Source organism: Pseudomonas sp. B13(2017), from assembly GCF_002113245.1.
GTDB classification, from domain to species: Bacteria; Pseudomonadota; Gammaproteobacteria; order Pseudomonadales; family Pseudomonadaceae; genus Aquipseudomonas; species Aquipseudomonas putida_Z.
The window spans coordinates 482,729-503,913 of record NZ_NEJX01000001.1 but is presented as its reverse complement, the minus strand read 5'-3'; the positions used below and the strand labels follow the sequence as shown (position 1 = coordinate 503,913).

22 protein-coding genes are annotated in these 21,185 nt (G+C 64.5%); 7 read left to right on the top strand and 15 right to left on the bottom strand.

Going from position 1 to position 21,185, the window contains the following annotated elements:
* Positions 1-87: 87 nt before the first annotated feature.
* Both phoR and phoB read right to left on the bottom strand, forming a co-directional pair.
* Complete coding sequence (gene phoR / locus CAG44_RS02275; protein WP_025341127.1) at positions 88-1,395, bottom strand: phosphate regulon sensor histidine kinase PhoR; 1,308 nt, start codon at positions 1,393-1,395, stop codon at positions 88-90.
* A gap of 48 nt (positions 1,396-1,443) precedes the next feature.
* Positions 1,444-2,133 (bottom strand): phosphate regulon transcriptional regulator PhoB, encoded by a 690-nt coding sequence (gene phoB / locus CAG44_RS02270; RefSeq protein WP_003253341.1) that lies wholly within the window; start codon positions 2,131-2,133, stop codon positions 1,444-1,446.
* A 172-nt stretch (positions 2,134-2,305) separates the two neighbouring features.
* Here phoB and CAG44_RS02265 point away from each other — a divergent pair, with 172 nt between their 5' ends.
* Positions 2,306-2,677, top strand: coding sequence for a hypothetical protein (locus CAG44_RS02265; protein ID WP_075046770.1), 372 nt, complete (start codon positions 2,306-2,308; stop codon positions 2,675-2,677).
* Between the two features lie 120 nt (positions 2,678-2,797).
* On the opposite strand, the gene ubiA is transcribed toward CAG44_RS02265, so the two are convergent.
* Together ubiA and CAG44_RS02255 are read right to left on the bottom strand one after the other, a co-directional pair.
* On the bottom strand, positions 2,798-3,688 hold the full coding sequence (ubiA, locus tag CAG44_RS02260; RefSeq protein WP_015272345.1) for a 4-hydroxybenzoate octaprenyltransferase: 891 nt from the start codon (positions 3,686-3,688) through the stop codon (positions 2,798-2,800).
* Positions 3,688-4,245 carry a chorismate lyase gene (locus CAG44_RS02255; RefSeq protein ID WP_085691514.1) on the bottom strand — a complete coding sequence of 186 codons (558 nt, stop codon included), beginning with the start codon at positions 4,243-4,245 and terminating at the stop codon, positions 3,688-3,690. Before CAG44_RS02255 ends, ubiA begins: the two co-directional genes overlap by 1 nt.
* 231 nt (positions 4,246-4,476) lie before the next feature.
* Here CAG44_RS02255 and CAG44_RS02250 point away from each other — a divergent pair, with 231 nt between their 5' ends.
* The 4 genes from CAG44_RS02250 to CAG44_RS02235 all read left to right on the top strand — a co-directional run bounded on the left by CAG44_RS02250 (position 4,477) and on the right by CAG44_RS02235 (position 6,818).
* The gene (locus CAG44_RS02250; protein ID WP_003253349.1) at positions 4,477-4,644 is read left to right on the top strand and encodes a rubredoxin; all 168 of its coding nucleotides are present in this window, start codon (positions 4,477-4,479) and stop codon (positions 4,642-4,644) included.
* Between the two features lie 16 nt (positions 4,645-4,660).
* Positions 4,661-5,809: an NAD(P)/FAD-dependent oxidoreductase gene (locus CAG44_RS02245; protein ID WP_085588827.1), complete on the top strand. Its 1,149-nt coding sequence runs from the start codon at positions 4,661-4,663 to the stop codon at positions 5,807-5,809.
* 186 nt (positions 5,810-5,995) lie between these two features.
* Positions 5,996-6,295 (top strand): HU family DNA-binding protein, encoded by a 300-nt coding sequence (locus tag CAG44_RS02240; protein WP_013974808.1) that lies wholly within the window; start codon positions 5,996-5,998, stop codon positions 6,293-6,295.
* A 148-nt stretch (positions 6,296-6,443) separates the two neighbouring features.
* A complete protein-coding gene (locus CAG44_RS02235; protein WP_025341122.1) occupies positions 6,444-6,818 on the top strand; it encodes an SCP2 sterol-binding domain-containing protein in 375 nt (124 codons plus the stop codon).
* Positions 6,819-6,947: 129 nt separating this feature from the next.
* Here CAG44_RS02235 and CAG44_RS02225 read toward each other — a convergent pair whose 3' ends face one another.
* From CAG44_RS02225 to exbB, 6 genes are all read right to left on the bottom strand, one after another.
* Complete coding sequence (locus CAG44_RS02225; protein ID WP_085691513.1) at positions 6,948-8,351, bottom strand: aminoacyl-tRNA deacylase and HDOD domain-containing protein; 1,404 nt, start codon at positions 8,349-8,351, stop codon at positions 6,948-6,950.
* A gap of 78 nt (positions 8,352-8,429) precedes the next feature.
* Positions 8,430-10,508, bottom strand: coding sequence for an ATP-dependent DNA helicase RecG (recG, locus tag CAG44_RS02220; RefSeq protein WP_025341120.1), 2,079 nt, complete (start codon positions 10,506-10,508; stop codon positions 8,430-8,432).
* Positions 10,509-10,511: 3 nt separating this feature from the next.
* A complete protein-coding gene (locus CAG44_RS02215) occupies positions 10,512-11,438 on the bottom strand; it encodes a hydrogen peroxide-inducible genes activator (protein WP_013974805.1) in 927 nt (308 codons plus the stop codon).
* A 94-nt stretch (positions 11,439-11,532) separates the two neighbouring features.
* The gene (locus CAG44_RS02210) at positions 11,533-12,264 is read right to left on the bottom strand and encodes an energy transducer TonB (protein ID WP_085588821.1); all 732 of its coding nucleotides are present in this window, start codon (positions 12,262-12,264) and stop codon (positions 11,533-11,535) included.
* Positions 12,261-12,689 (bottom strand): TonB system transport protein ExbD, encoded by a 429-nt coding sequence (gene exbD, locus CAG44_RS02205; RefSeq protein WP_013974803.1) that lies wholly within the window; start codon positions 12,687-12,689, stop codon positions 12,261-12,263. Before exbD ends, CAG44_RS02210 begins: the two co-directional genes overlap by 4 nt.
* Positions 12,690-12,692: 3 nt before the next feature.
* On the bottom strand, positions 12,693-13,667 hold the full coding sequence (exbB, locus tag CAG44_RS02200) for a tonB-system energizer ExbB (protein WP_085691512.1): 975 nt from the start codon (positions 13,665-13,667) through the stop codon (positions 12,693-12,695).
* Positions 13,668-13,857: 190 nt separating this feature from the next.
* On the opposite strand from exbB, the gene CAG44_RS02195 reads away from it, so the two are divergent.
* Positions 13,858-14,715 (top strand): SDR family oxidoreductase, encoded by an 858-nt coding sequence (locus CAG44_RS02195; RefSeq protein ID WP_085691511.1) that lies wholly within the window; start codon positions 13,858-13,860, stop codon positions 14,713-14,715.
* Between the two features lie 130 nt (positions 14,716-14,845).
* On the opposite strand, the gene CAG44_RS02190 is transcribed toward CAG44_RS02195, so the two are convergent.
* From CAG44_RS02190 to CAG44_RS02170, 5 genes are all read right to left on the bottom strand, one after another.
* A complete protein-coding gene (locus tag CAG44_RS02190; RefSeq protein ID WP_085691510.1) occupies positions 14,846-15,577 on the bottom strand; it encodes a hypothetical protein in 732 nt (243 codons plus the stop codon).
* 59 nt (positions 15,578-15,636) lie between these two features.
* Complete coding sequence (locus tag CAG44_RS02185) at positions 15,637-16,017, bottom strand: RidA family protein (protein ID WP_009684531.1); 381 nt, start codon at positions 16,015-16,017, stop codon at positions 15,637-15,639.
* A gap of 23 nt (positions 16,018-16,040) precedes the next feature.
* The gene (spoT, locus tag CAG44_RS02180) at positions 16,041-18,149 is read right to left on the bottom strand and encodes a bifunctional GTP diphosphokinase/guanosine-3',5'-bis pyrophosphate 3'-pyrophosphohydrolase (protein ID WP_013974799.1); all 2,109 of its coding nucleotides are present in this window, start codon (positions 18,147-18,149) and stop codon (positions 16,041-16,043) included.
* Between the two features lie 59 nt (positions 18,150-18,208).
* Positions 18,209-18,472 (bottom strand): DNA-directed RNA polymerase subunit omega, encoded by a 264-nt coding sequence (gene rpoZ, locus CAG44_RS02175; RefSeq protein ID WP_003253383.1) that lies wholly within the window; start codon positions 18,470-18,472, stop codon positions 18,209-18,211.
* A gap of 249 nt (positions 18,473-18,721) precedes the next feature.
* Positions 18,722-19,594, bottom strand: coding sequence for a LysR family transcriptional regulator (locus CAG44_RS02170; protein ID WP_013974798.1), 873 nt, complete (start codon positions 19,592-19,594; stop codon positions 18,722-18,724).
* Between the two features lie 207 nt (positions 19,595-19,801).
* Here CAG44_RS02170 and CAG44_RS02165 point away from each other — a divergent pair, with 207 nt between their 5' ends.
* A complete protein-coding gene (locus tag CAG44_RS02165; RefSeq protein ID WP_015272334.1) occupies positions 19,802-21,184 on the top strand; it encodes a glutamine synthetase family protein in 1,383 nt (460 codons plus the stop codon).
* The last annotated feature ends 1 nt before the right edge of the window (position 21,185 follow it).

The following is a 21,185-nucleotide window of genomic DNA, read 5'->3' as shown; positions in this document are numbered from 1 at the left end:
GGGGCCGTAAAAGCAAAGGGTGTCGGACTTATTGCGGTCCCTGTGGGAGCGGGCGTGCCCGCGAAGGGCTGCGCAGCAGCCCCGATCTCAAGCCTTGCCGTTGGCCAATTGTGCCGGCGCGAAGTGACAGGTAAAGGTACTGCCATGCCCCGGCACGCTGCTGATCTCCAGCTTGCCGCGGTGGCGCATAAGCACATGCTTGACGATCGCCAGCCCCAGCCCGGTGCCGCCGGTATTCGACGCACGGCTGGAATCGACCCGGTAGAAGCGCTCGGTCAGGCGTGGCAGGTGCTTGGCATCGATGCCCACCCCCGAGTCCTGCACCGACAGGTGCGCGCCCTGGGCATCGGCCCACCAGCGAATACGGATGCTGCCTTCGTCCTGGGTGTACTTGACCGCATTGAACACCAGGTTGGAAAAGGCACTGCGCAGCTCCGACTCGCTGCCTTTCAGCTGCACGCCGGGCGCGGCTTCCAGGGTGATGCGCTGGTTGCGGGGCCCGGACAGGGCCTGGGCGTCGTTCTTGATCGCGGCGAGCAAGGCATCGACCGCCACTGGCTGGTTGTCCGATGGGTAGTCGGTGGCCTCCAGCTTGGCCAGCAGCAGCAGGTCGTTGAGCAGTGTCTGCATGCGCGAGCCTTGCTGGCTCATCTGCTGCAGGGCTCGGCCCCAGCGCGGGTTCACGTCTTCGACGTTGTCCAGCAGGGTTTCCAGGTAGCCGGTGATCACCGTCAGCGGCGTGCGCAGCTCGTGGGACACGTTGGCGACGAAGTCCTTGCGCATCTGCTCCAGCTGGTGGATGCGGGTAACATCGCGCACCAGCATCAGGTGCTCGTTGTTGCCGTAGCGGGTGATGTGCAGCTGCACGCGCATGCGGTCGTTGATCGGCGAGGGGATTTCCAGCGGCTCGAGGTAGTTCTCCGCCTCGAAGTATTCCTTGAAGCGCGGGTGGCGCACCAGGTTGGTCACCTGCTGGCCGCCGTCCTGTGGGGTCTTGAAGCCCAGCAGGGTCTCGGCGGCGCGGTTCCACCATTCCAGGTTGCCGTCACTGTCCAGCATGATTACCGCGTCACGCAGCGCGGCGGTAGACTCCTGCACCCGGTCGATCACCGCCTGCAGGCGGCCGCGCACGCGCTGGTCGCGGCGTTGCAGGTGATAGATGCTGTCGAACACTTCGCCCCACAGGCCGTAGCCATCGGGCGGTGCTTCGTCGGGTTGGTGGTTGCGCAGCCAGTCATGCAGGCGCAGCAGTTGCTTGAGGGTCCAGCCCAGGTAGAGCGCCAGGCCGATGGCCAGGCTCCAGCCATAGTAGCCGCTGACCAGCCCGCCGATCAGGCAGACGGTTATCAGCAGCAGCAGGTGGCGAATCAGGGTCGCGTGCCAGTTCTGGTTCAATTGACGGTCCTTGTACAACGACGTGCAGCTTGGCGCTTTTCAGCTCGATCAGCTCTTGGTCGAGAAGCGGTAGCCGGTGCCCCGGACGGTTTGTACCAGATTTTCGTAGGCTTCACCCAGCGCCTTGCGCAGGCGGCGGATGTGTACGTCGACGGTGCGCTCTTCGACATAGACGTTACCGCCCCACACCTGGTCCAGCAGCTGGCCACGGGTGTAGGCGCGCTCCTGGTGGGTCATGAAGAACTGCAGCAGGCGGTATTCGGTAGGGCCCATCTCGGCCGGCTTGCCGTCGATGGTCACGCGGTGGCTGATCGGGTCGAGCAGCAGACCGCCGACTTCGATCGGTGCCTCGCTGTCGCTCGGGCCGGTGCGGCGCAGCACGGCTTTCAGGCGGGCGACCAGTTCACGCGGCGAGAACGGCTTGGTGATGTAGTCGTCGGCGCCCACTTCCAGGCCCTGAATCTTGTTGTCCTCTTCACCCTTGGCGGTGAGCATGATGATCGGGATGTCGCCGGTCAGCTCGTCGCGCTTGAGGCGGCGGGCCAGCTCGATGCCGGAGGTGCCCGGCAGCATCCAGTCGAGCAGGATCAGGTCCGGTTTGCGGTCGACGATGATCGCGTGGGCCTGTTGGGAGTTTTCCGCTTCCAGGCAGTCATAGCCGGCCATTTCCAGGGCAACGGCGATCATCTCGCGAATTGGTGCTTCGTCGTCGACGATCAGAATGTTCCTGCCAACCATGCTCAAAACCTCTCCTGGATACGGTGTCTTGGCCCGCATTAGATAACGGAATTATTGCAGCTGTGTGACAGGGTGTTGGCCGTTCTGGCGACATTCCATGACTGAACTAGGCTTGAAAGGGCCGTAGTTGTGGCAACCAGAACTCAATCCCCCCGAAACAATGGTGAATCCAATGACACGACAAACGCTGAGCTGGATGGCCCTTTTCACTGCGCTGGCGCTCCCGGGGGTGGCCTTGGCCGACCATGCGATGGAGAAGGGCGGGATGTTGGTCGATCATGCCGGCATGACCCTGTACACCTTCGACAAGGATGCGGGCGGCAAGTCGATGTGCAATGGCGAGTGCGCCACCAACTGGCCGCCGCTGATGGTCAAGGCCAATGACGAACCGGCCAAGGACAAGTGGACAGTGGTGATGCGCGATGATGGCAGCAAGCAGTGGGCCTATGACGGCAAGCCGCTGTACACCTTCGTCAAGGACAAGAAGGCCGGCGATATGACCGGTGACGGCATGAAGGACGTCTGGCACGTTGCCAAGCCTTGAGATTGCCGGGGCCGCTTTGCGGCCCATCGCCGGCAAGCCAGCTCCCACAGGTTATGCGCAAGCTGTAAAGGCAGCGCTGCACCTGTGGGAGCTGGCTTGCCGGCGATAGGGCCCTCAGCTTCAACGCAGTGCGTAATCCAATACTACCCCGATAAACACCAGCATCCCCGCCCAGTGATTGTGCAGAAACGCCTTGAAGCACGACTCCCGGTCCAGCTTGCGCGTCGACCAGTACTCCCAGGCAAAGCACGCCGCCGCGCCCAGCAGCCCCAGGTGGAACCAGCCACCCAGCTCGAAGCGGCTGCCGGCCAGCAACAGGCAGCCCAGCGACAGCAGCTGCAAGGTCAGGATGATGGTGCGGTCTGCGTCGCCGAACAGGATAGCGGTCGACTTCACGCCTATCTTCAGGTCGTCATCACGGTCGACCATGGCGTAGTAGGTGTCGTAGCCCACCGTCCACAGCAGGTTGGCGATATACAGCAGCCAGGCGCTGGCCGGCAACTCGCCACCCGCTGCGGTGAAGGCCATGGGAATGCCCCAGGAATACGCCGCCCCCAGCACCACCTGCGGGTAATAGGTGTAGCGCTTCATGAACGGGTAGCAGAACGCCAGTGCCACCGCACCGAACGACAGCCAAACCGTGCGGCTGTTGGTACACAGCACCAGCAGGAAGCTCACTCCGACCAGGATGGCGAACAGCGCCAGTGCTTCGCGCGGGCGGACCCGGCCGCTGGCCAGGGGGCGGTCGGCGGTACGTTTGACGTGGCCGTCCACCTTGCGGTCGGCAAAGTCGTTGATGCAGCAACCTGCAGCGCGCATCAGCACCACACCGAGGCCGAAGATCAACACGTTGGCCAGGGTAGGAGAACCGTTGCCGGCAATCCACACCGCCGACAAGGTCGGCCACAGCAGCAGGTAGATACCAATCGGCCGGTCCATGCGGCTGAGCTGGACGAAGTCCCAGGCCCGCGGGTGCAGGCGGTTGAGCGACTTGAGCAGTTGCAGGTACATCAGCGGTTTTCCTCCTTGGCCGCTTGCCACAATGCTGGCAGAAACACCTCTGCCACCAGCAGGTCCAGGCCGCCACGTTCGAAGCGCGAACGGCGGCCCCACAGCGCCGCGTGGGCGGCTTCGCCCGGCAGCCAGGCCTGTGGATAACTGCACACCTCGATGGGGTGGCGGATGAACGCCTGGTCACAGAACAGCAACTCGCCCAGCGAACGGCTGCCCAGGGTTTCCAGGTCCAGCCCGCCGCGCTCCAGGGCGCTGCGGCTGGCGACGCTGCGGGCGAACACCCAGGGTTGGCCATGGCCGCGCAGGTACACCTCACGCACCCAGCCTTCGGCGCCAGCGGCGATGCCCAGTGCTTGGCATTCGTCATCGCGCAGCGGCTGCCAGCCCTCGAACAGCGGGGTGACGGAGAAATGATCGTTGGACAGGCGGGTCAGGCGGCGGGTCAGCGAGCCCTCGTCGAACAGCCAGTCAAGGGTGGGCTGGTCGATGTCGGTCGCCAGCTGTGAATACGGCAGCCACGCGACAGCGGCTGCTTGCGGGGATTCGTACGACACGTCGGTCTGCTTGTTACAACCAGAGAGGCGGCGAGCTTAGCATGATTGCCCCGACTGCTTGCATACTGCTGGCAGGGCCGCTACAAAGCCCCACGAATTGCGCGCTGGCCTCTTCGCGGGCGCGCCCGCTCCTATCAGGTTATGCACAACTCCTGTGGGAGCGGGCATGCCCGCGAAGAGGTCATCAGCAGCAACACAAAGCTCCAGCCTGAACCGAGGAAACCCACCCCCATGAAAAAGTGGCAATGTATTGTCTGTGGCCTGATCTACGACGAAGCCGAAGGCTGGCCAGACGACGGCATCGCCCCCGGCACCCGCTGGGAAGACGTGCCTGAAGACTGGTTGTGCCCCGACTGCGGCGTGGGCAAGAGCGACTTTGAAATGATCTCCATCGGCTAATCGAGGAAAGCACGACATGACGTCCCCTGTGGTAATCATCGGTACCGGCCTTGCGGGCTACAACCTGGCCCGTGAATTTCGCAAGCTCGATGCGCAGACGCCGCTGCTGCTGATCACCGCCGATGACGGTCGTTCCTACTCCAAGCCCATGCTGTCCACCGGCTTTGCCAAGCAGAAGGACGCCGACGGCCTGTGCATGGCCGAGCCGGGCGCCATGGCCGAGCAACTGAATGCCGAGATTCGCACCCATACCCGCATCAGCGGCATCGACCCGGGCCACAAGCGTTTGTGGATAGGTGAAGAGGCGGTGGAATACCGCGACCTGGTGCTGGCCTGGGGCGCGCAGACGGTGCAGGTGCCGATCGAAGGTGATGGTGGCGATCGGGTGTTCCCGATCAACGACCTGGAAGACTACGCGCGCTTCCGTGCCGCCGCCGTCGGCAAACAGCGCGTGCTGATCCTCGGTGCCGGCCTGATCGGCTGCGAATTCGCCAACGACATGAGCCTGGGCGGCTTCCAGGTCGATGTGGTAGCGCCGTGCGAGCAAGTCATGCCGACCCTGCTGCACCCGGCCGCTGCCACTGCCGTGCAGGCCGGGCTGGAAGGCCTGGGCGTGCGCTTTCACCTCGGCCCGGTACTGACCCGCCTGCAGCAGGTGGCCCAAGGCCTGGAGGCGCACCTGTCCGACGGCAGCGTGATCGCCTGCGACCTGGTGGTTTCGGCCATCGGCCTGCGCCCGCGCACCGACCTGGCCGCAGCCGCTGGCCTGCAGACCAACCGCGGCGTTTGCGTGGACCGCCAGTTGCGCACGTCCCACGCCAACATATTCGCCCTTGGCGACTGTGCCGAAGTCGATGGCATCAACCTGCTCTATGTGATGCCGCTGATGAGCTGTGCCCGGGCCCTGGCGCAAACCCTGGCCGGCAAGCCGACAACGGTCGCCTACGGGCCGATGCCGATCACCGTGAAAACCCCGGCCTGCCCGCTGGTGGTCTCGCCGCCGCCCCAGGGCCACGAAGGCACCTGGCAGGTAGAGGGGCAGGGCAGTGACCTCAAGGTGCTCTGCCTTGATGCAGAGGGCAAGCTGCTGGGCTACGCCCTCACCGGGGCGGCCGTGATGGAAAAGCTGGCCCTGAATCGCCAGCTGCCGGCCGTGATGGCGTAAATAGCTGGCGTTCTGTCGGATTTATCCTGTTGTTGCTTGCACAATGGCCGCCCAGATACTGGCGCGGCCCCTGTGCACGTGCCATCCTCACTTCCGTCTGCCGCAGATTAGAGCCTGCGGTGCCTTGAGCGCTGCTCCCAGGGCAGCACGGCATAACAACAAGAATTCCGTCAAAGAGGCTTCACTATGCGCAAACCAGAACTCGCCGCCGTCATCGCCGAAAAGGCCGATCTGACCAAGGAAAAGGCCAATCAGGTTTTGAACGCGATTCTCGACAGCATCACGGGTGCCCTGGACAAGGACACCGTGACCCTGGTCGGTTTCGGCACCTTCGAAAAACGTCATCGCGGTGCGCGTACCGGCAAGAACCCGCAAACCGGTGAACCGGTCAAGATCAAGGCCAGCAATACCGTGGCTTTCAAGCCAGGCAAGAACCTGCGCGACAGCGTCAACGCCCCCGTCAAGCCGGCCAAGAAAGGCAAGTGATCGCTCCCTGACAACCCCAGTGTCAGCCAAGCGGGCGCCCCAGGGCGCCCGTTGTGCTTTCTGCAGGCAAAATGTTTCGAACTTGCATAAACAGTTCCGGAAAAGGATAGACTGCGCGCCTTAGTCACTTTTAATTCGAGGCGCGTTGATGAAGTTCCGCTTTCTTCTCTGGGCCATGGGGCTGTTGATGGCCAGGGCCAGCCGCAACAACCCGGCGTTCCAGCAGCAGCTCAAGGGCAAGGACCTGGTGTTCCAGATGCAGACCCTGGACGGCAAGGTCGCCCGGCACTTCATCGTCAACAACGAACGCGTCAGCAGCAAGGGCGGCGCGCACCCGCAGCCGGCGTTCGCCATTGCCTTCAAGGACGCCGCCTATGGCTTCGCCACCATGCAGGCAGGTAACAAGCAGTTGGCGTTCATGCAGGGGATTCAGGACAAGCACATCCAGATCAAGGGCAACCCGGCGCTGGTGATGTGGTTCCAGGGGTTGATGAAGTACCTGAAGCCGAAGAAGAAGGGCTGAAACCCAACGGGGATGTCGACGCTTTACCTGTGGGAGCGGGCATGCCCGCGAAACAAACGACGCGGTGCATGGCACCGGCTTCGCCGGTGTTCGCGGGCACGCCCGCTCCCACAGGTTACGCGTTAATGCTTAATGCGGTGCGTGGAACTGCGAAGCCAGCTCACGCAGCAGGCTCTCTGCCTCGAGCACCTTGTTCACCACATCCTCGGCCTTGTCCCGGGTAATCCCCAGCCGCTCCAGCAACTCGTCTGGAATCTCCTGCTGCGGCCCCGAGCCAATCCCCCGCGAGCGCAGCAGGCGGGTGGCCAGGCACACCAGGTTGGGGAACGCCGAAAACTCGCCGTCATAGGCCGGGTCGTGCTGGAAGCGCAGCGCGGTGGACAGTTCTTCCGGCATGTCCCACAGCTTCATCAACCAGGCACCGATCTGCTCGCGGCTGATGCCCAGCAGGTGTTGTTCCACGTAGGTGTGGCACAGGTGCGGGTTGACCTCCAGGTGGCGGCAGATCAGCGAGAAGTGTGGCGGGAAAACGTGCGCCAACAGCAGGTAGCCAAAGTTGTGCAGCAGCCCGGCCAGGTAGGTCAGGCCGGCCTCGGGGCGCTCGGCCCGTGGCATGGCGCGGGTCAGGCCTTCGATGATCGCGGCGGTGTAGATCGACTGCTGCCAGTACGGCGTGGCCTGTTGAGGGTGGTCTTTCGGCAGGCTCAGGGTCTTGCCCAGCGCCAGGCCCAGGGCCAGGTTGATCACCAGGTCGAAGCCCAGCACACGCACGATGGCATCTTCCACCGAGCGGATCTTGCCAGGTGAGGCGTAGTAGGGCGATGCCGCCCAGCTCACCACCTGTGCTGCCAGCGCCGGGTCGGTTTCGACCACGCCGGTGATATCGTCGATGCTGGCGTTGGGGTCTACCCGCAGCTTGATGATCTTTTGCGCGGTGTCGGCCAGCGGCGGGATTTCGATGGTTTCTTCCAGGCGCTTCTGGATGCGCCGGGCAGTGAAGGCCTGGACAGCGTTGGTGATTTCCCGGGTGTCATCATCGGGGCGGTCGAGGTTGGGGCTGATGGCCTCGACTTCCTGGCCGAAACTGCTGGCGCTGGCCTTGACCAGCATGCGCTTGAAGTGCGCGCGTTCGATTTCCAGCAGCAGGCCGGCTTCGCCAGACTGGATCAACACTTTATCGGCGTCGAGCAGGCTCTTTTCGTACTGGCACGGCGAGCTGGTCAGCGCCGGGATGCCCGGCAGGGCCTTGAGCTGGTGCTTGTCCAGCATCTGCTTCAGGCGCGGCACCGACACCGCGGTGAGCTTGCGCCCGGTCAGTTCGGCCAGGCGGTTGAGGTCCAGCAGCTGGCTCTGCGGGAACAGCACCATCAGGGCGCCGACCTCGTCGTCGAGCAGCACGGCCTGTACCCGCGACGCTGCCAGCAGGTGCGGATGTTCGACCACCTCGCGGTAGGCCACGCCGAGTTTGTCGAGCAGCAGCCGGATGACCGAGGGAGCGTGTGGGGTTGCGGTGTCCAGGGCAACTTCAGTCATGGTCCGTATCCACTGATTCTTTTAAACGCGAAGTATAACCAGCCTGGGGGCAAAACTGGATCCATTATGGGACCAGCGTCACACTTGGCCATATTGCTGGCCATGACGCAGCCAGCGATCGAGCAGTGGGCTGACGTGCTCCGGCCAGCGTGCGATCAGGGCCTGGGCAGCGTCGCGCACGGCCGGCAGCAGGTCGGCGTCGCGCATCAGGTCGGCGACCTTGAACTGCAACAGGCCGGTCTGGCGCGTGCCGAGCATCTCGCCTGGGCCCCGCAGTTCCAGGTCTTTCTCGGCGATGATGAAGCCGTCGTTGGTTTCTCGCATGATCCCTAGGCGCTCGCGGCCGATCTGCGACAGTGGCGGGTGGTACAGCAGCACGCAATGGCTGACGGCGCTGCCCCGGCCAACCCGGCCGCGCAACTGGTGCAACTGGGCCAGGCCCAGGCGCTCGGGGTTCTCGATGATCATCAGGCTGGCATTGGGCACGTCCACGCCCACCTCGATGACCGTGGTGGCGACCAGCAACTGCAGGTTGCCGGCCTTGAACTCGGCCATGATCTCGGCCTTTTCCGCCGGCTTCATGCGCCCGTGGATCAGCCCCACCCGCAGCTCGCCCAGGGCACTGCCCAGCTCCTCATAGGTGCTTTCGGCGGCTTGGCAGGTCAGCTCTTCGGATTCTTCGATCAGGGTGCACACCCAATAGGCCTGGCGCCCTTCGGCGCAGGCGGCGCGCACCCGCTCGACCACTTCGAAGCGGCGGCTGTCGGCCACCAGCACGGTGTTCACCGGGGTACGCCCGGGTGGCAGTTCGTCGAGCACCGAGGTGTCCAGATCGGCATAGGCGCTCATGGCCAAGGTGCGCGGAATGGGCGTGGCGGTCATGATCAGCTGGTGCGGGCACAATTCCCCGGCCACGCCCTTCTTGCGCAGGGCCAGGCGTTGCTGCACGCCAAAACGGTGTTGTTCATCGATGATCGCCAGGGCCAGGTGCTTGAACTTCACCTCTTCCTGGAACAGCGCATGGGTGCCGACCACCATTGGCGCACCGTTGGCGATCTGCTCCAGGGCGCCTGCCCGAGCCTTGCCCTTGAGCTTGCCGGCCAGCCAGGCCACTTCGATGCCCAGCGGTTCGAGCCAGCGCTTGAAGGTGATGTAGTGCTGTTCGGCGAGGATCTCGGTGGGCGCCATCAAGGCCACCTGGTAGCCGGCCTCCAGGGCCTGCAGCGCGGCCAGGGCGGCGACCACGGTCTTGCCGGCACCCACATCGCCCTGCACCAGGCGCATCATCGGCTCGTGCTGGCTGAGGTCGTAGGCAATTTCGTTGGCCACCCGCTGCTGCGCGCCGGTCGGCTGGAAGCCCAGGTTGGCCAGGTACTGCGCCTGCAGGCGCTGGGCCTTGGGCAGCACCGGCGCGCGCAGGCTGCGCAGGCTTTCGCGCAGGCGTTGCTGCGACAGCTGGTGAGTCAGCAGTTCTTCGAAGGCCAGGCGGTGCTGGGCCCAGTGCTGGCCTTCGGCAAGCTCGTCGAGGTCGGCGTCGGCCGGCGGGTTGTGCAGGTAGCGGATGGCATCGTCCAGCGGCGCCAACTGGTAGTCCCGGGCGAGTTCGTCGGGCAGCCAGTCCGGCAGGCTGCGCGGGCCGAGCAGGCCCAGGCTCTGCTGGCACAGCAGGCGCAGGCGTTGCTGGGTAAGGCCTTCGGTGGACGGGTAGATCGGCGTCAGGGTCTGCTCGACCGGTGGCGGCGGCTCGTCGCCGTTCAGTGCGCGGTACTCCGGGTGGTAGATTTCCAGGCCCGAGGCGCCGGGGCGGGCCTCGCCGTAGCAGCGCAGGTGGGTGCCACGCTTGAGGCCTTCCTTCTGCGCGTTGCTGAAGTGGTAGAAGCGCAGGCTCAGCACGCCGCTGCCGTCACCCAGGCGCACCACCAGGCTGCGGCGCTTGCCCATGGTCACGTCGGCGCCGCTGACCACGCCCTCGATCACCGCGTCCTGGCCAGGGCGCAGTTGGCCGATCGGCACCACGCGGGTGCGGTCCTGGTAGCGCAGGGGCAGGTGGAACAGCACATCCTGCAGGTTCTCCAGGCCGACCTTGGCGAGTTTCTCCGCCATGGCCTCGCCAACCCCCTTGAGTACCGTGACCGGGACCTTCGACAGCTCACTCATGACTCAGGCCGGTTGTTCCGCAGGGGCTTTGGCGACCGAGCACAGGCGGATCGAGTCGGCGAGGATCTCGATGGCCTTCGGCCGTGGGAAGCTGGCGCGCCAGGCGATGGCCACGGTGCGGAATGGTGCCGGTGCGGTCAGTGGGCGAACCTCGATGACGCCGGGGGCGTAGTGGTGGCTGTGCACCGCCGACAGCGGCAGGATCGACACGCCAAGGCCCGAGGCCACCATGTGGCGGATGGTTTCCAGCGAGCTGGACTCGACCGTGGTGTGCTTGGAGCCTTCACCGCCCTTGTTCAGCGTTGGGCAGGCTTCCAGCACCTGGTCGCGGAAGCAGTGGCCTTCACCGAGCAGCAACAGGCTCTTGTCGTTGAGCATGGCGGTGTCGATGGTCTTTTTCGCCGTCCACGGGTGGTCGGCCGGCATCAGGGCGCAGAACGGTTCATCGTACAGCGGCAGGGTCAGCACGTCGGCTTCGTTGAACGGCAGGGCGATGATCACCGCATCCAGTTCGCCGTTGCGCAGCTTTTCGCGCAGTACATGGGTGAAGTTCTCTTCGATGTACAGCGGCATCTGCGGCGCCACGCGGTGCAGCTGAGGGATCAGGTGCGGGAACAGGTACGGGCCGACGGTGTAGATGGCACCGACCTTGAGCGGGGCGGTCAGCTGGTTCTTGCCGGCCTGGGCCAGCTCGCGAATGCCCTGGGCCTGCTCCAGTACCTTTTGCGCCTGGGCGACGATGCTTTCGCCGACAGGGGTCAGGCGGACCGCGCTCTTGCTGCGCTCGAAGATCAGCACGCCAAGCTCATCCTCGAGCTTCTTCACACCGACCGACAGGGTCGGCTGGCTCACGTGGCAGCGTTCGGCGGCATGGCCGAAGTGCTGTTCCTGGGCGAGTGTGACGATGTAGCGTAATTCTGTGAGGGTCATAACGTGCGTCCATGAAGTTGCGAGCCCAGCATAGCGGCTGCAATCGATAGACGCACGTTATCAGACTTGCCGATTTGTGACAGAAACAAAAGTCTCAGCGGCGGTCCAGCGAGTAGACGAACGGTGCCACGACTTCGATCGTGCCATTGTTCAGCAACTCGGGTGGCGGCTTGGGTACCGTGCCGGCCCGACGGATCATTTCCAGCGTCGCCCGGTCCAGGGCGGCACTACCCGAGCCACCGGCCATGGAGTACGACACCACCTTGCCTTCGGCGTCGACCACGAAGCGCAGGCGGTTGATGCCCTGCAGGCCGCGACGGCGCGCGTCTTCCGGGTAACGCTTGTACTTGGCCAGGTGACGCAGCAGGTCGCTCTGCCAGGTCGGCAGGGCGTTGCTGTTGGACGCAATGCTTGGCGCCGGTGCCGCGGACTTCTGCGGCGGCGTGTTGCTGGGCGGTGCGTCTACCGTTTGTTCGGTCGGCGGTGCTTCCTTCGGCGGCTCAGGCTTTTTCTCGGGCTTGGGCGGCTGTGGCTTGGCCTTCGGCTTGGGCGGCTTGGGAATGGCGATTTTGGGCTTGGGTGCCTCGGCCAGCTTCGGCAGCGGCGGTTCCTCGACCGGCGCCGGTGGCTGCGGCGCCGCTTTCGGGGGCGGTGGTGGCGCAGGCTCCGGCAATGGCGCCAGCTCGACCATCATGGCTGCCGGTGGCAGTTCGATGGCCTGGGGCACCGACCAGTTGAGCGTCAGCAGCACGGCGACCACGTGCACGCCCAGCACGATCGCCAGGCTGCCACCGTAGCGCGCCATGTTAGAGCGCGTTCTTGTCATTTCTTGGCTGCCGTCTCGAGACCTACCAGACCGACTTTCAGGTAGCCGGCCGCGCGCATGTTGTTCATCACTTCCATCAGGTCACCGTAATCCACGCCTTTGTCAGCCTGGAAGAAGATGGTGGTTTCCTTGTCACCCTTGGTCTTGGCATCGAGCATCGGGCCAAGCTGGTCAGGGGCAGGGACCTGATCGTCGCCGACGTACAGCTTCTGGTCGGCCTTGACGCTGACGAACACCGGTTTCTCGGGCCTCGGCGCCGGCTTGGCGGTCGAGGCCGGCAGGTCGACCTTGATGTCGACCGTGGCCAAGGGGGCTGCGACCATGAAGATGATCAGCAGCACCAGCATCACGTCGATGAACGGCGTAACGTTGATTTCGTGGTTTTCGGCGAGGTCGTCGCCACCTTCGTTGAGATGCAGGCCCATGGCTTACCCCACTTTCACCATGTGCGGGGCGGCGCGCTCGCTGCCCTGGTGGTCCAGGTCACGGCTGACCAGCAGCAGCACCTGGGCGGAGGCGTCGGACACCTGGGCCTTGTAGCCGGCGATGGAGCGGGCGAAGACGTTGTAGATGACCACGGCCGGGATTGCGGCGACCAGGCCCAGGGCGGTGGCCAGCAGGGCCTCGGCGATACCCGGGGCAACCACGGCCAGGTTGGTGGTCTGGGTCTTGGCGATGCCGATGAAGCTGTTCATGATGCCCCATACGGTACCGAACAGGCCGACGAACGGCGCAGTGGAGCCGATGGTGGCGAGTACGCCGGTGCCGCTGCTCATGTTGCGGCCGCTGGCGTGTACCAGGCGCTCCAGGCGGAAGCTGACGCGCTCCTTGATGCCTTCTTTTTCGCGGGCATTGGCCGACAGGCGCATCTCTTCGAGGGCGTCGTGGACCAGGGTGTGGGCCAGGGTGCCTTCCTTGTTGGAAACGTCGCTGGCTTCCTTGAGGCTGGCGGACTTCTTCAGCAGGGCGATTTCACCACGCAGGCGACGCTTGGCGCCCATCAGCTCGAAGCCTTTGGCGATCCAGATGGTCCAGGTGATGATGGAGGCGATGGCCAGGCCGATCATCACCGCCTTGACCACCACGTCGGCGTTCTTGTACATGCCCCATGGGGACAGGTCGTGGGCCATGCCCAGCGAGGTGTCTTCAACCAGGGCTTCGACGCTCGGGTCTGCAGCGACCGGGGCATCAACCGGGGTGGCGGCAACTGCGTCGGCAGCCGGTGCTGCGGCTGGGGCAGCGGCCGGCGCAGCTGGTGCGGTAGCGGCAGCAGGCGCGGCAGCATTGGCGGTTGGCTCATCGGCCATGGCCACCGGGGCCAGCACCAGGCCGAGCGTCAGCGCGGCGATGGCGCGCCAGGCGCGCGACGGGGTTGGCGAAGCGGAAGGTTGAGTACGTGTCATGCTGGCCGGACCTGATGAAGAATAAAGTGAACGTTCTCCAAGGCCTCGAGGTAGGCCGAGAACAATTTGGCGGCCATTATTGCAAGTAATTCTTGTTAACAAAAGTAATCTTGTTGCTTTTTTCGCCTATGGTCTAGCCATCCATCGTGTAGCGTGGTCGGGCTGATCAATTGGTCTAGGGAGTTTAGAGATGTCAGACCTTTCCGTGATGGTGGTGGGATGTGGTGATGTAGGCGGGCGTCTTGCCCGGCAGATGCTTGCGCGCGGCTGGCAGGTGAGCGGCCTGCGTCGCTCGGTCGGGCAGTTGCCTGCGGGGGTCGTGCCGGTGGCGGCGGACTTGTCCGAGCCATCGATCCCCGACGCCTGGCCGCAGCGCGCGCCGGACTACCTGGTGTATTGCGTGGCGGCTAGCCAGCACGACGAGGCGGGTTACCAGGCAGCCTATGTCGACGGTTTACGCCATGTGCTGGGTTGGCTGGCCGAGCGCGGCCAACGCCCACGGCGCCTGCTGTTCGTGTCCAGCAGCAGCGTGTATGCACAGAAGGACGGCGAGTGGATCGAAGAAGGCGCGGCCACCGAGCCTGAAGGTTATTCCGGGCGGTTGATGCTGGAGGCTGAGCGGCTGGCGCTGGCCAGCGGTATCCCGGCCAGCGTGGTGCGCCTGACCGGCATCTATGGCCCCGGCCGCGAGTGGCTGCTCAGTCAGGTGCGCCAGGGCTACCGCGTGGCCGAGGAACCACCGCTGTATGGCAACCGCATCCATGCCGAGGATGCCGCCAGCCTGTTGGCGTTCCTGTTGCAGGCCGATGCCGACGGCAAGGTGCTCGACGACTGCTACATCGGCGTCGACGACGACCCGGCGCCGCTGGCCGATGTGGTGGCCTGGCTGCGGGCGTACATGGGGGTAACCGAGTGGTCGGATGAGCAGCGAGTGCGGCGTACCGGCAGCAAGCGCTGCAGTAATGCCCGGGCGCGGGCATTGGGCTGGGCGCCGGTGTATCCGAGTTACAGGGAAGGCTATGCCGCAATCCTGAAAGGCGTGCGCTGAGTCTACCGGCCTCTTCGCGGGTAAACCCGCTCCCACAGGTGCGCCGCTGGTTTCAAGCCTGGCGGTGTGCCTGTGGGAGCGGGTTTACCCGCGAAGAGGCCGGTGAGTTCGACCACGATTTCAGCAGGCTTCAGTCCAGTTCCAACATCCACTGGCGCTTGCCGGCCGCCAATACTGGCATTTCATCCGGCTGTGCGCGGTTCACCGCCTGGAAGATCTCCAGCTTGTCGCCATCGCGCTTGAGGATGAACGGCGCGCCACGCTGGTTGCGCTCCAGCCACAGGCTGTCATTGCTGCCACCCATGGTCGCGCAATCACCCGCCAGGCACAGGGCGAAACGGTCTGGCCCAGGCAGGCCGGTGACGTTGCCGGTGTCGCCGAAGCGCACGCTGGCACCTTTGCCCTGGCCTTCGATGATCTTCCAGTTGCCGCCCAGATAGGCCTGGTACAGGGCTTTCTCGAAGCTGCTGCCCAGTGGCGCATTGGTCGCCGCCGGTGCTTTGGCGCGCACGAAGGTCTGCTTGCCGCCGCGTTGATCGACCGCCTGCAGTTCGTCGCCATCGAGCGACAGCTGTTCGGTCTGGCCGCCCTGGAAGCTGGCCTGCCATTGCTTGTCGGTGGAGCTCAGCTGGCCGTCGGCCGCTTCGAAACCATTGCTGTAGCTGGCCTGTTGGCTGGCGACGTCGAGCTTCCACTCGAACACCGGCCCGTGCTCATTGAGCGCCTGACGCAGGCTGCCGCCCTTGACGGCCGCATTGATGGCATCCTGGTTGATCCAGGTACCGTTGAAATCTTCGGGTTTGTGGCTGGCGCAGCCGCCCAGAAGCAGGGCTGCCAGCGCGAGGGGCAGTGCGTGACGCATGACGGGGTAACCTTGCAGAGAAGGGAAGGTGACGGGCAGGGCGCCCGTCACCGGGGGCATCATTCGATGACCAGGATGGCGTCCATTTCGACCTGGGCGCCTTTCGGCAGCGCGGCAACGCCGATGGCGGCGCGGGCCGGGTAAGGCTGCTCGAAGTAGCGGCCCATCACCTCGTTGACCTTGGCGAAGTGGCTCAGGTCGGTGAGGAAGATGTTCAGCTTGACGATGTCCTTGAACGAACCGCCAGCGGCTTCAGCCACGGCCTTGAGGTTCTCGAACACCTGTACGGTCTGGGCTTCGAAGCCTTCGACCAGTTCCATGGTCTTTGGGTCCAGCGGGATCTGGCCCGACATGTACACGGTGTTGCCGGCCTTGATCGCCTGCGAGTAGGTGCCGATGGCGGCAGGGGCCTTGTCGCTGTTGATGACGGTCTTGCTCATGATGACTCCTTGCGGTTGGCGGACTACGTACGCATGCGGGTGATGCGGACCACACCGGTCAGGGTACGCAGCTTCTTGATCACACGCGCCAGGTGCACGCGGTCGTGCACGCTGACCACCAGTTGGACCACGCTGATACGGCCGTCGCGTTCGTCCATGCTGATCTTCTCGATGTTGCCGTCGGCGGCGTTGACACTGCTGGCCAGCAGGGCAATCAGGCCGCGCTGGTGCTCCAGTTCGACACGTAACTCGACATTGAATTCACCGGTGATGTCCTTGGCCCAGGAGAGCTGTACGCACTTCTCCGGGTTGTGGCGGATTTCACTGATGTTGCGGCAGTTTTCCAGGTGCACGACCATGCCCTTGCCGGCTGACAGGTGGCCGACGATCGGGTCGCCCGGGATCGGCGTGCAGCACTTGGCGTAGCTCAGCACCAGGCCTTCGGTACCGCGGATCGCCAGCGGGCCTTCCGGTGCCGGCAACTGCTCGCCTTCGGCCGACAGCAGGCGGCGCGCGACCACGTATGCCATGCGGTTGCCCAGGCCGATGTCTTCGAGCAGGTCTTCGATCAGCTCCAGGCGGTACTCGGCGAGAATCGCCTGGATACGCTCCTGGGGGATCATTTCCAGGCTGCTGTCGAAGCCGGTGAGCACCTTGTTCAGCAGGCGTTCGCCCAGGCTGATGGACTCGGAGCGGCGCTGTTGCTTGAGCGCGTGGCGGATGTGCGTGCGCGCCTTGCCGGTAACCACGAAGTTGAGCCAGGCCGGGTTCGGCCGTGCGCCCGGGGCGCTGACGATTTCCACCGTCGAGCCGCTTTGCAGCGGTTCGGACAGCGGCGCCAGGCGGCGGTTGATGCGGCAGGCGATGCAGCTGTTGCCGACGTCGGTGTGCACCGCGTAGGCGAAGTCGACCGCTGTGGAGCCTTTGGGCAGCTCCATGATGCGGCCTTTGGGCGTGAACACGTAGACCTCGTCCGGGAACAGGTCGATCTTCACGCTTTCGATGAATTCCAGCGAGTTGCCGGCACGTTGCTGCAGCTCGAGGATGCCCTTGACCCACTGGCGGGCGCGGGCGTGGCTGCCCTTGGGCTGCTCGTCGTCGTTGGACTTGTACAGCCAGTGCGCGGCGATGCCGTTGTTGGCCATCTCTTCCATCTCGCGGGTGCGGATCTGGATTTCGATGGGCACGCCGTGCATGCCGAACAGCGTGGTGTGCAACGACTGGTAGCCGTTGGCCTTGGGGATCGCGATGTAATCCTTGAAGCGACCGGGCAGCGGCTTGTACAGGTTGTGCACCGCACCGAGTACGCGGTAGCAGGTGTCGACCTTGTCGACGACGATGCGGAAGGCGTACACGTCCATGATCTCGTTGAAGGCGCGGCGCTTGCCGCGCATCTTCTTGTAGATGCCATAGAGGTGTTTCTGTCGGCCGCTGACCTCGCCCTCGATGCCGTCGGCGGCCAGGCAGTTGGCCAGCGAATGCTCGATCTTGGCGACGATCTCCTTGCGGTTGCCGCGAGCGCTTTTCACCGCACGGTGGATCAGCGACGAACGCATCGGGTGCATGGCCTTGAAGCCGAGGTCCTCGAACTCCACGCGCACGGTGTGCATGCCCAGGCGGTTGGCGATGGGGGCGTAGATCTCGAGGGTTTCCTTGGCGATGCGTCGGCGTTTTTCGCCGGACAGCACTTCCAGGGTGCGCATGTTGTGCAGGCGGTCGGCCAGCTTGACCAGGATCACGCGGATGTCGCGGGCCATGGCCATGGCCATTTTCTGGAAGTTTTCGGCCTGCGCCTCGGCCTTGGTCTCGAAGTTCATCTGGGTCAGCTTGCTGACCCCATCGACCAGTTCGGCCACGGTCTCGCCAAACTGCTGGCTGAGGGCTTCCTTGGCGATGCCGGTATCTTCGATCACGTCGTGCAGCATGGCCGCCATCAGGCTCTGATGGTCCATGTGCATGTCGGCGAGGATGCTGGCCACGGCCAGCGGGTGGGTCACGTAGGGCTCGCCGCTGCGGCGGCGCTGCCCATCGTGGGCCTGTTCGGCGTAGAAATAGGCGCGCCGGACCAGGTTGACCTGTTCGGGGCCAAGATAGGTCGACAGCCGTTCGGCCAAGGCTTCTATACCCGGCATGGGTTCACCTCCTGCCGAGGAAGGGGGCCTTGCGCCGTGCGACGTCGACCTGGCATCAATCAGACAGCCTCGTTGTTCTCGTCCTCGAACGCGGCGAACACCGGATCCTCGGTGACGATCTCTTCAGCGGCGATGAACTCGTTGGTGACGATGCCTTCGGCGATTTCACGCAGGGCAACAACGGTCGGCTTGTCGTTTTCCCACGCAACGCGTGGCTCTTTGCCGCCGGTCGCCAGCTGGCGAGCGCGCTTGGTCGAGAGCATGACCAGCTCAAAGCGGTTATCCACGTGTTCCAGGCAGTCTTCAACAGTTACGCGGGCCATGGTCTTCCTCAGTAGCAATTGCGGTGGGCGTGCAGCCCAATAATGGGCAGGCGGACTCGATAGTTTAAAAAATCACCAGCCAATAGGGAAGCGCTGTTTTGTCGGGTAGATCGGTGTGGAGTTCTTCGCGGGCACGCCCGCTCCCACAAGTCCTGCACAGTTCTCACCGCCGCCGCTTTACCTGTGGGAGCGGGCGTGCCGCGAAAAGGCCGGAGCAGACGCTATCAATACTTGAACCTGACGATAACCTCAGAGCATCGCGTCACGCAACCGCGGGGTCAGCTCCTCGAACAGGGTCTGCACCGAGCGCAACGCCCGGCAGTCCGGCCGGGTCAGCAGCCACAGCTGGGTGTCGCAACCCGGCAGCGGTCCGCTCAGCGCATCCACCCCGGGCAGCGCGTGCACCATGTAGTCCGGCAACGCTGCCACGCCGAGCCCGGCCGTGACCAGCTGGGCGATGGTCGACATGCCGCTGCACTGGTAGCGCGGGCTCAAACCCGGGTGCTGCTGGTTGCGCCAGACCACCGTGGGGTGGTCCTGCATCGAGTCGTCGGGGGCGATCCACGGCACGCTGGCAGGTGACTCGGCCAGGCGCTCGCGCCACTGCGGCTGGCCGCAGACCACGTAGGAGGTGGACCCCAGGTTGCGGCCCACCAGGTGCTCCGGCGGCGTGTTGGTCAGGCGCAGGGCAATGTCGGCATCGCGCCGGCTGAGGTTGGCGAAGGTGTTGGAGGTACCCATCTCCAGCGACAAGGCCGGGTAGTTGGGCATGAACTCGGCCAGCGCCGGCAGCAGCAGGCTGTGCATCACCGCCTCGGTACAGGTCAGGCGCACGGTTCCGCTGACCACCTGTTCGCCACTGGTCATGGCGATGCGCGCCGCCTCCAGCGCCTGCTCGGCGCGTTCGGCCTGCTCGGCCAGGGCCTGGGCGGTGTCGGTCGGCAGGTAGCCTTTGCGGCTCTTGACGAACAAGGCTGTGCCCAGCGCCGACTCCAGCCGGCGGATCGAGCGGAACACCGTCGAAACATCGACCTTGAGCAACTCGGCAGCCTTGGCCAGCGAGCGGCCACGTTCCAGGGCCAGGACCAGAGAGAGGTCGGCATGGGTAATCTGATATTGCATTGGTGCACGCTCTGCTTGCCGAATTGCCAATGTCTGTTGCGTTTTGGCCATTTTATAGTGAAACGGCCCCCGGGAATCAATGCGCCCGGTCGGGTAACCAATCCCCACGATGGGAAAGTGAAAAGAACAACAGCTGCAACCATCGTCGCCCGTGAGGCGCCAGCCGTATCCCCCACATCGCCGCAGCAAATCAAAGGATGTACAGCCATGACGTCGGTAACCCCGTGCGCCAGTTCTTCCAGCGAGATGAATGACTTCCTCCAGGCCCATCCGGACACGCAGTACGTCGACCTGCTGATCTCCGACATGAACGGCGTGGTACGTGGCAAGCGCATCGAGCGGGCCAGCCTGCACAAGGTGTACGAGAAGGGCATCAACCTGCCGGCATCGCTGTTCGCCCTGGACATCAACGGGTCCACCGTCGAGAGCACCGGCCTTGGCCTGGACATCGGCGATGCCGACCGCATCTGCTTCCCGATCCCCGGCACGCTGTCGGACGAGCCGTGGCAGAAGCGCCCCACCGCCCAGCTGCTGATGACCATGCACGAACTGGATGGCCAGCCGTTCTTCGCCGACCCGCGCGAAGTACTGCGCCAGGTGGTGAGCAAGTTCGATGACCTGGGCCTGGATATCTGCGCCGCGTTCGAGCTGGAGTTCTACCTGATCGACCAGGACAACCTCAACGGTCGCCCGCAGCCGCCGCGCTCGCCGATTTCCGGCAAGCGCCCGCAGTCGACCCAGGTGTACCTGATCGACGACCTCGATGAATATGCCGACTGCCTGCAGGACATGCTCGAAGCGGCCAAGGAGCAAGGCCTGCCCGCCGACGCCATCGTCAAGGAAAGCGCCCCGGCACAGTTCGAGGTCAACCTGCATCATGTTGCCGACCCGCTGAAGGCCTGCGACTACGCGATCCTGCTCAAGCGCCTGATCAAGAACGTTGCCTACGACCATGAAATGGACACCACCTTCATGGCCAAGCCCTACCCGGGCCAGGCAGGCAATGGCCTGCACGTGCACATTTCGTTGCTGGACAAGAAAACCGGCAAGAACATCTTCGCCAGCGACGACCCGCTGCAAAGCGACGCGCTGCGCCATGCCATCGGTGGTGTGCTGGAGACCATGCCGGCGTCGATGGCCTTCCTCTGCCCGAACATCAACTCCTACCGCCGCTTCGGCGCGCAGTTCTACGTGCCCAATGCGCCAAGCTGGGGCCTGGACAACCGTACCGTGGCGGTGCGCGTGCCAACCGACAGCAGCGACAACGTGCGCCTCGAGCACCGCGTGGCCGGTGCCGACGCCAACCCCTACCTGATGCTCGCGGCGATCCTCGCCGGTGTTCACCACGGCCTGACCAACCAGGTCGAGCCGCAGGCACCGATCGAAGGCAACTCCTACGAACAGCTGGAGCAGAGCCTGCCGAACAACCTGCGCGATGCCCTGCGCGCGCTGGACGACAGCGAAGTCCTCAACCAATACATCAGCCCGGACTACATCGATATCTTCGTGGCCTGCAAGGAAAGCGAACTGGCCGAGTTCGAAGTGTCGATTTCCGACCTCGAGTACAACTGGTACCTGCACACGGTGTAAG

Excerpts from the sequence above, each read along its gene's own strand:
- recG (WP_025341120.1), bottom strand. The coding sequence starts at position 10,508 with ATGAGTGAGCTGTCGAAGGTCCCGGTCACGGTACTCAAGGGGGTTGGC.
- CAG44_RS02215 (WP_013974805.1), bottom strand. The coding sequence starts at position 11,438 with ATGACCCTCACAGAATTACGCTACATCGTCACACTCGCCCAGGAACAG.
- spoT (WP_013974799.1), bottom strand. The coding sequence starts at position 18,149 with ATGCCGGGTATAGAAGCCTTGGCCGAACGGCTGTCGACCTATCTTGGC.
- exbD (WP_013974803.1), bottom strand. The coding sequence starts at position 12,689 with ATGGGCCTGCATCTCAACGAAGGTGGCGACGACCTCGCCGAAAACCAC.
- ubiA (WP_015272345.1), bottom strand. The coding sequence starts at position 3,688 with ATGTACCTGCAACTGCTCAAGTCGCTCAACCGCCTGCACCCGCGGGCC.
- CAG44_RS02250 (WP_003253349.1), top strand. The coding sequence starts at position 4,477 with ATGAAAAAGTGGCAATGTATTGTCTGTGGCCTGATCTACGACGAAGCC.
- CAG44_RS02240 (WP_013974808.1), top strand. The coding sequence starts at position 5,996 with ATGCGCAAACCAGAACTCGCCGCCGTCATCGCCGAAAAGGCCGATCTG.
- rpoZ (WP_003253383.1), bottom strand. The coding sequence starts at position 18,472 with ATGGCCCGCGTAACTGTTGAAGACTGCCTGGAACACGTGGATAACCGC.
- exbB (WP_085691512.1), bottom strand. The coding sequence starts at position 13,667 with ATGACACGTACTCAACCTTCCGCTTCGCCAACCCCGTCGCGCGCCTGG.
- CAG44_RS02185 (WP_009684531.1), bottom strand. The coding sequence starts at position 16,017 with ATGAGCAAGACCGTCATCAACAGCGACAAGGCCCCTGCCGCCATCGGC.
- CAG44_RS02265 (WP_075046770.1), top strand. The coding sequence starts at position 2,306 with ATGACACGACAAACGCTGAGCTGGATGGCCCTTTTCACTGCGCTGGCG.
- CAG44_RS02165 (WP_015272334.1), top strand. The coding sequence starts at position 19,802 with ATGACGTCGGTAACCCCGTGCGCCAGTTCTTCCAGCGAGATGAATGAC.
- CAG44_RS02225 (WP_085691513.1), bottom strand. The coding sequence starts at position 8,351 with ATGACTGAAGTTGCCCTGGACACCGCAACCCCACACGCTCCCTCGGTC.
- CAG44_RS02210 (WP_085588821.1), bottom strand. The coding sequence starts at position 12,264 with ATGACAAGAACGCGCTCTAACATGGCGCGCTACGGTGGCAGCCTGGCG.
- CAG44_RS02245 (WP_085588827.1), top strand. The coding sequence starts at position 4,661 with ATGACGTCCCCTGTGGTAATCATCGGTACCGGCCTTGCGGGCTACAAC.
- CAG44_RS02195 (WP_085691511.1), top strand. The coding sequence starts at position 13,858 with ATGTCAGACCTTTCCGTGATGGTGGTGGGATGTGGTGATGTAGGCGGG.
- CAG44_RS02190 (WP_085691510.1), bottom strand. The coding sequence starts at position 15,577 with ATGCGTCACGCACTGCCCCTCGCGCTGGCAGCCCTGCTTCTGGGCGGC.
- CAG44_RS02235 (WP_025341122.1), top strand. The coding sequence starts at position 6,444 with ATGAAGTTCCGCTTTCTTCTCTGGGCCATGGGGCTGTTGATGGCCAGG.
- CAG44_RS02170 (WP_013974798.1), bottom strand. The coding sequence starts at position 19,594 with ATGCAATATCAGATTACCCATGCCGACCTCTCTCTGGTCCTGGCCCTG.
- phoB (WP_003253341.1), bottom strand. The coding sequence starts at position 2,133 with ATGGTTGGCAGGAACATTCTGATCGTCGACGACGAAGCACCAATTCGC.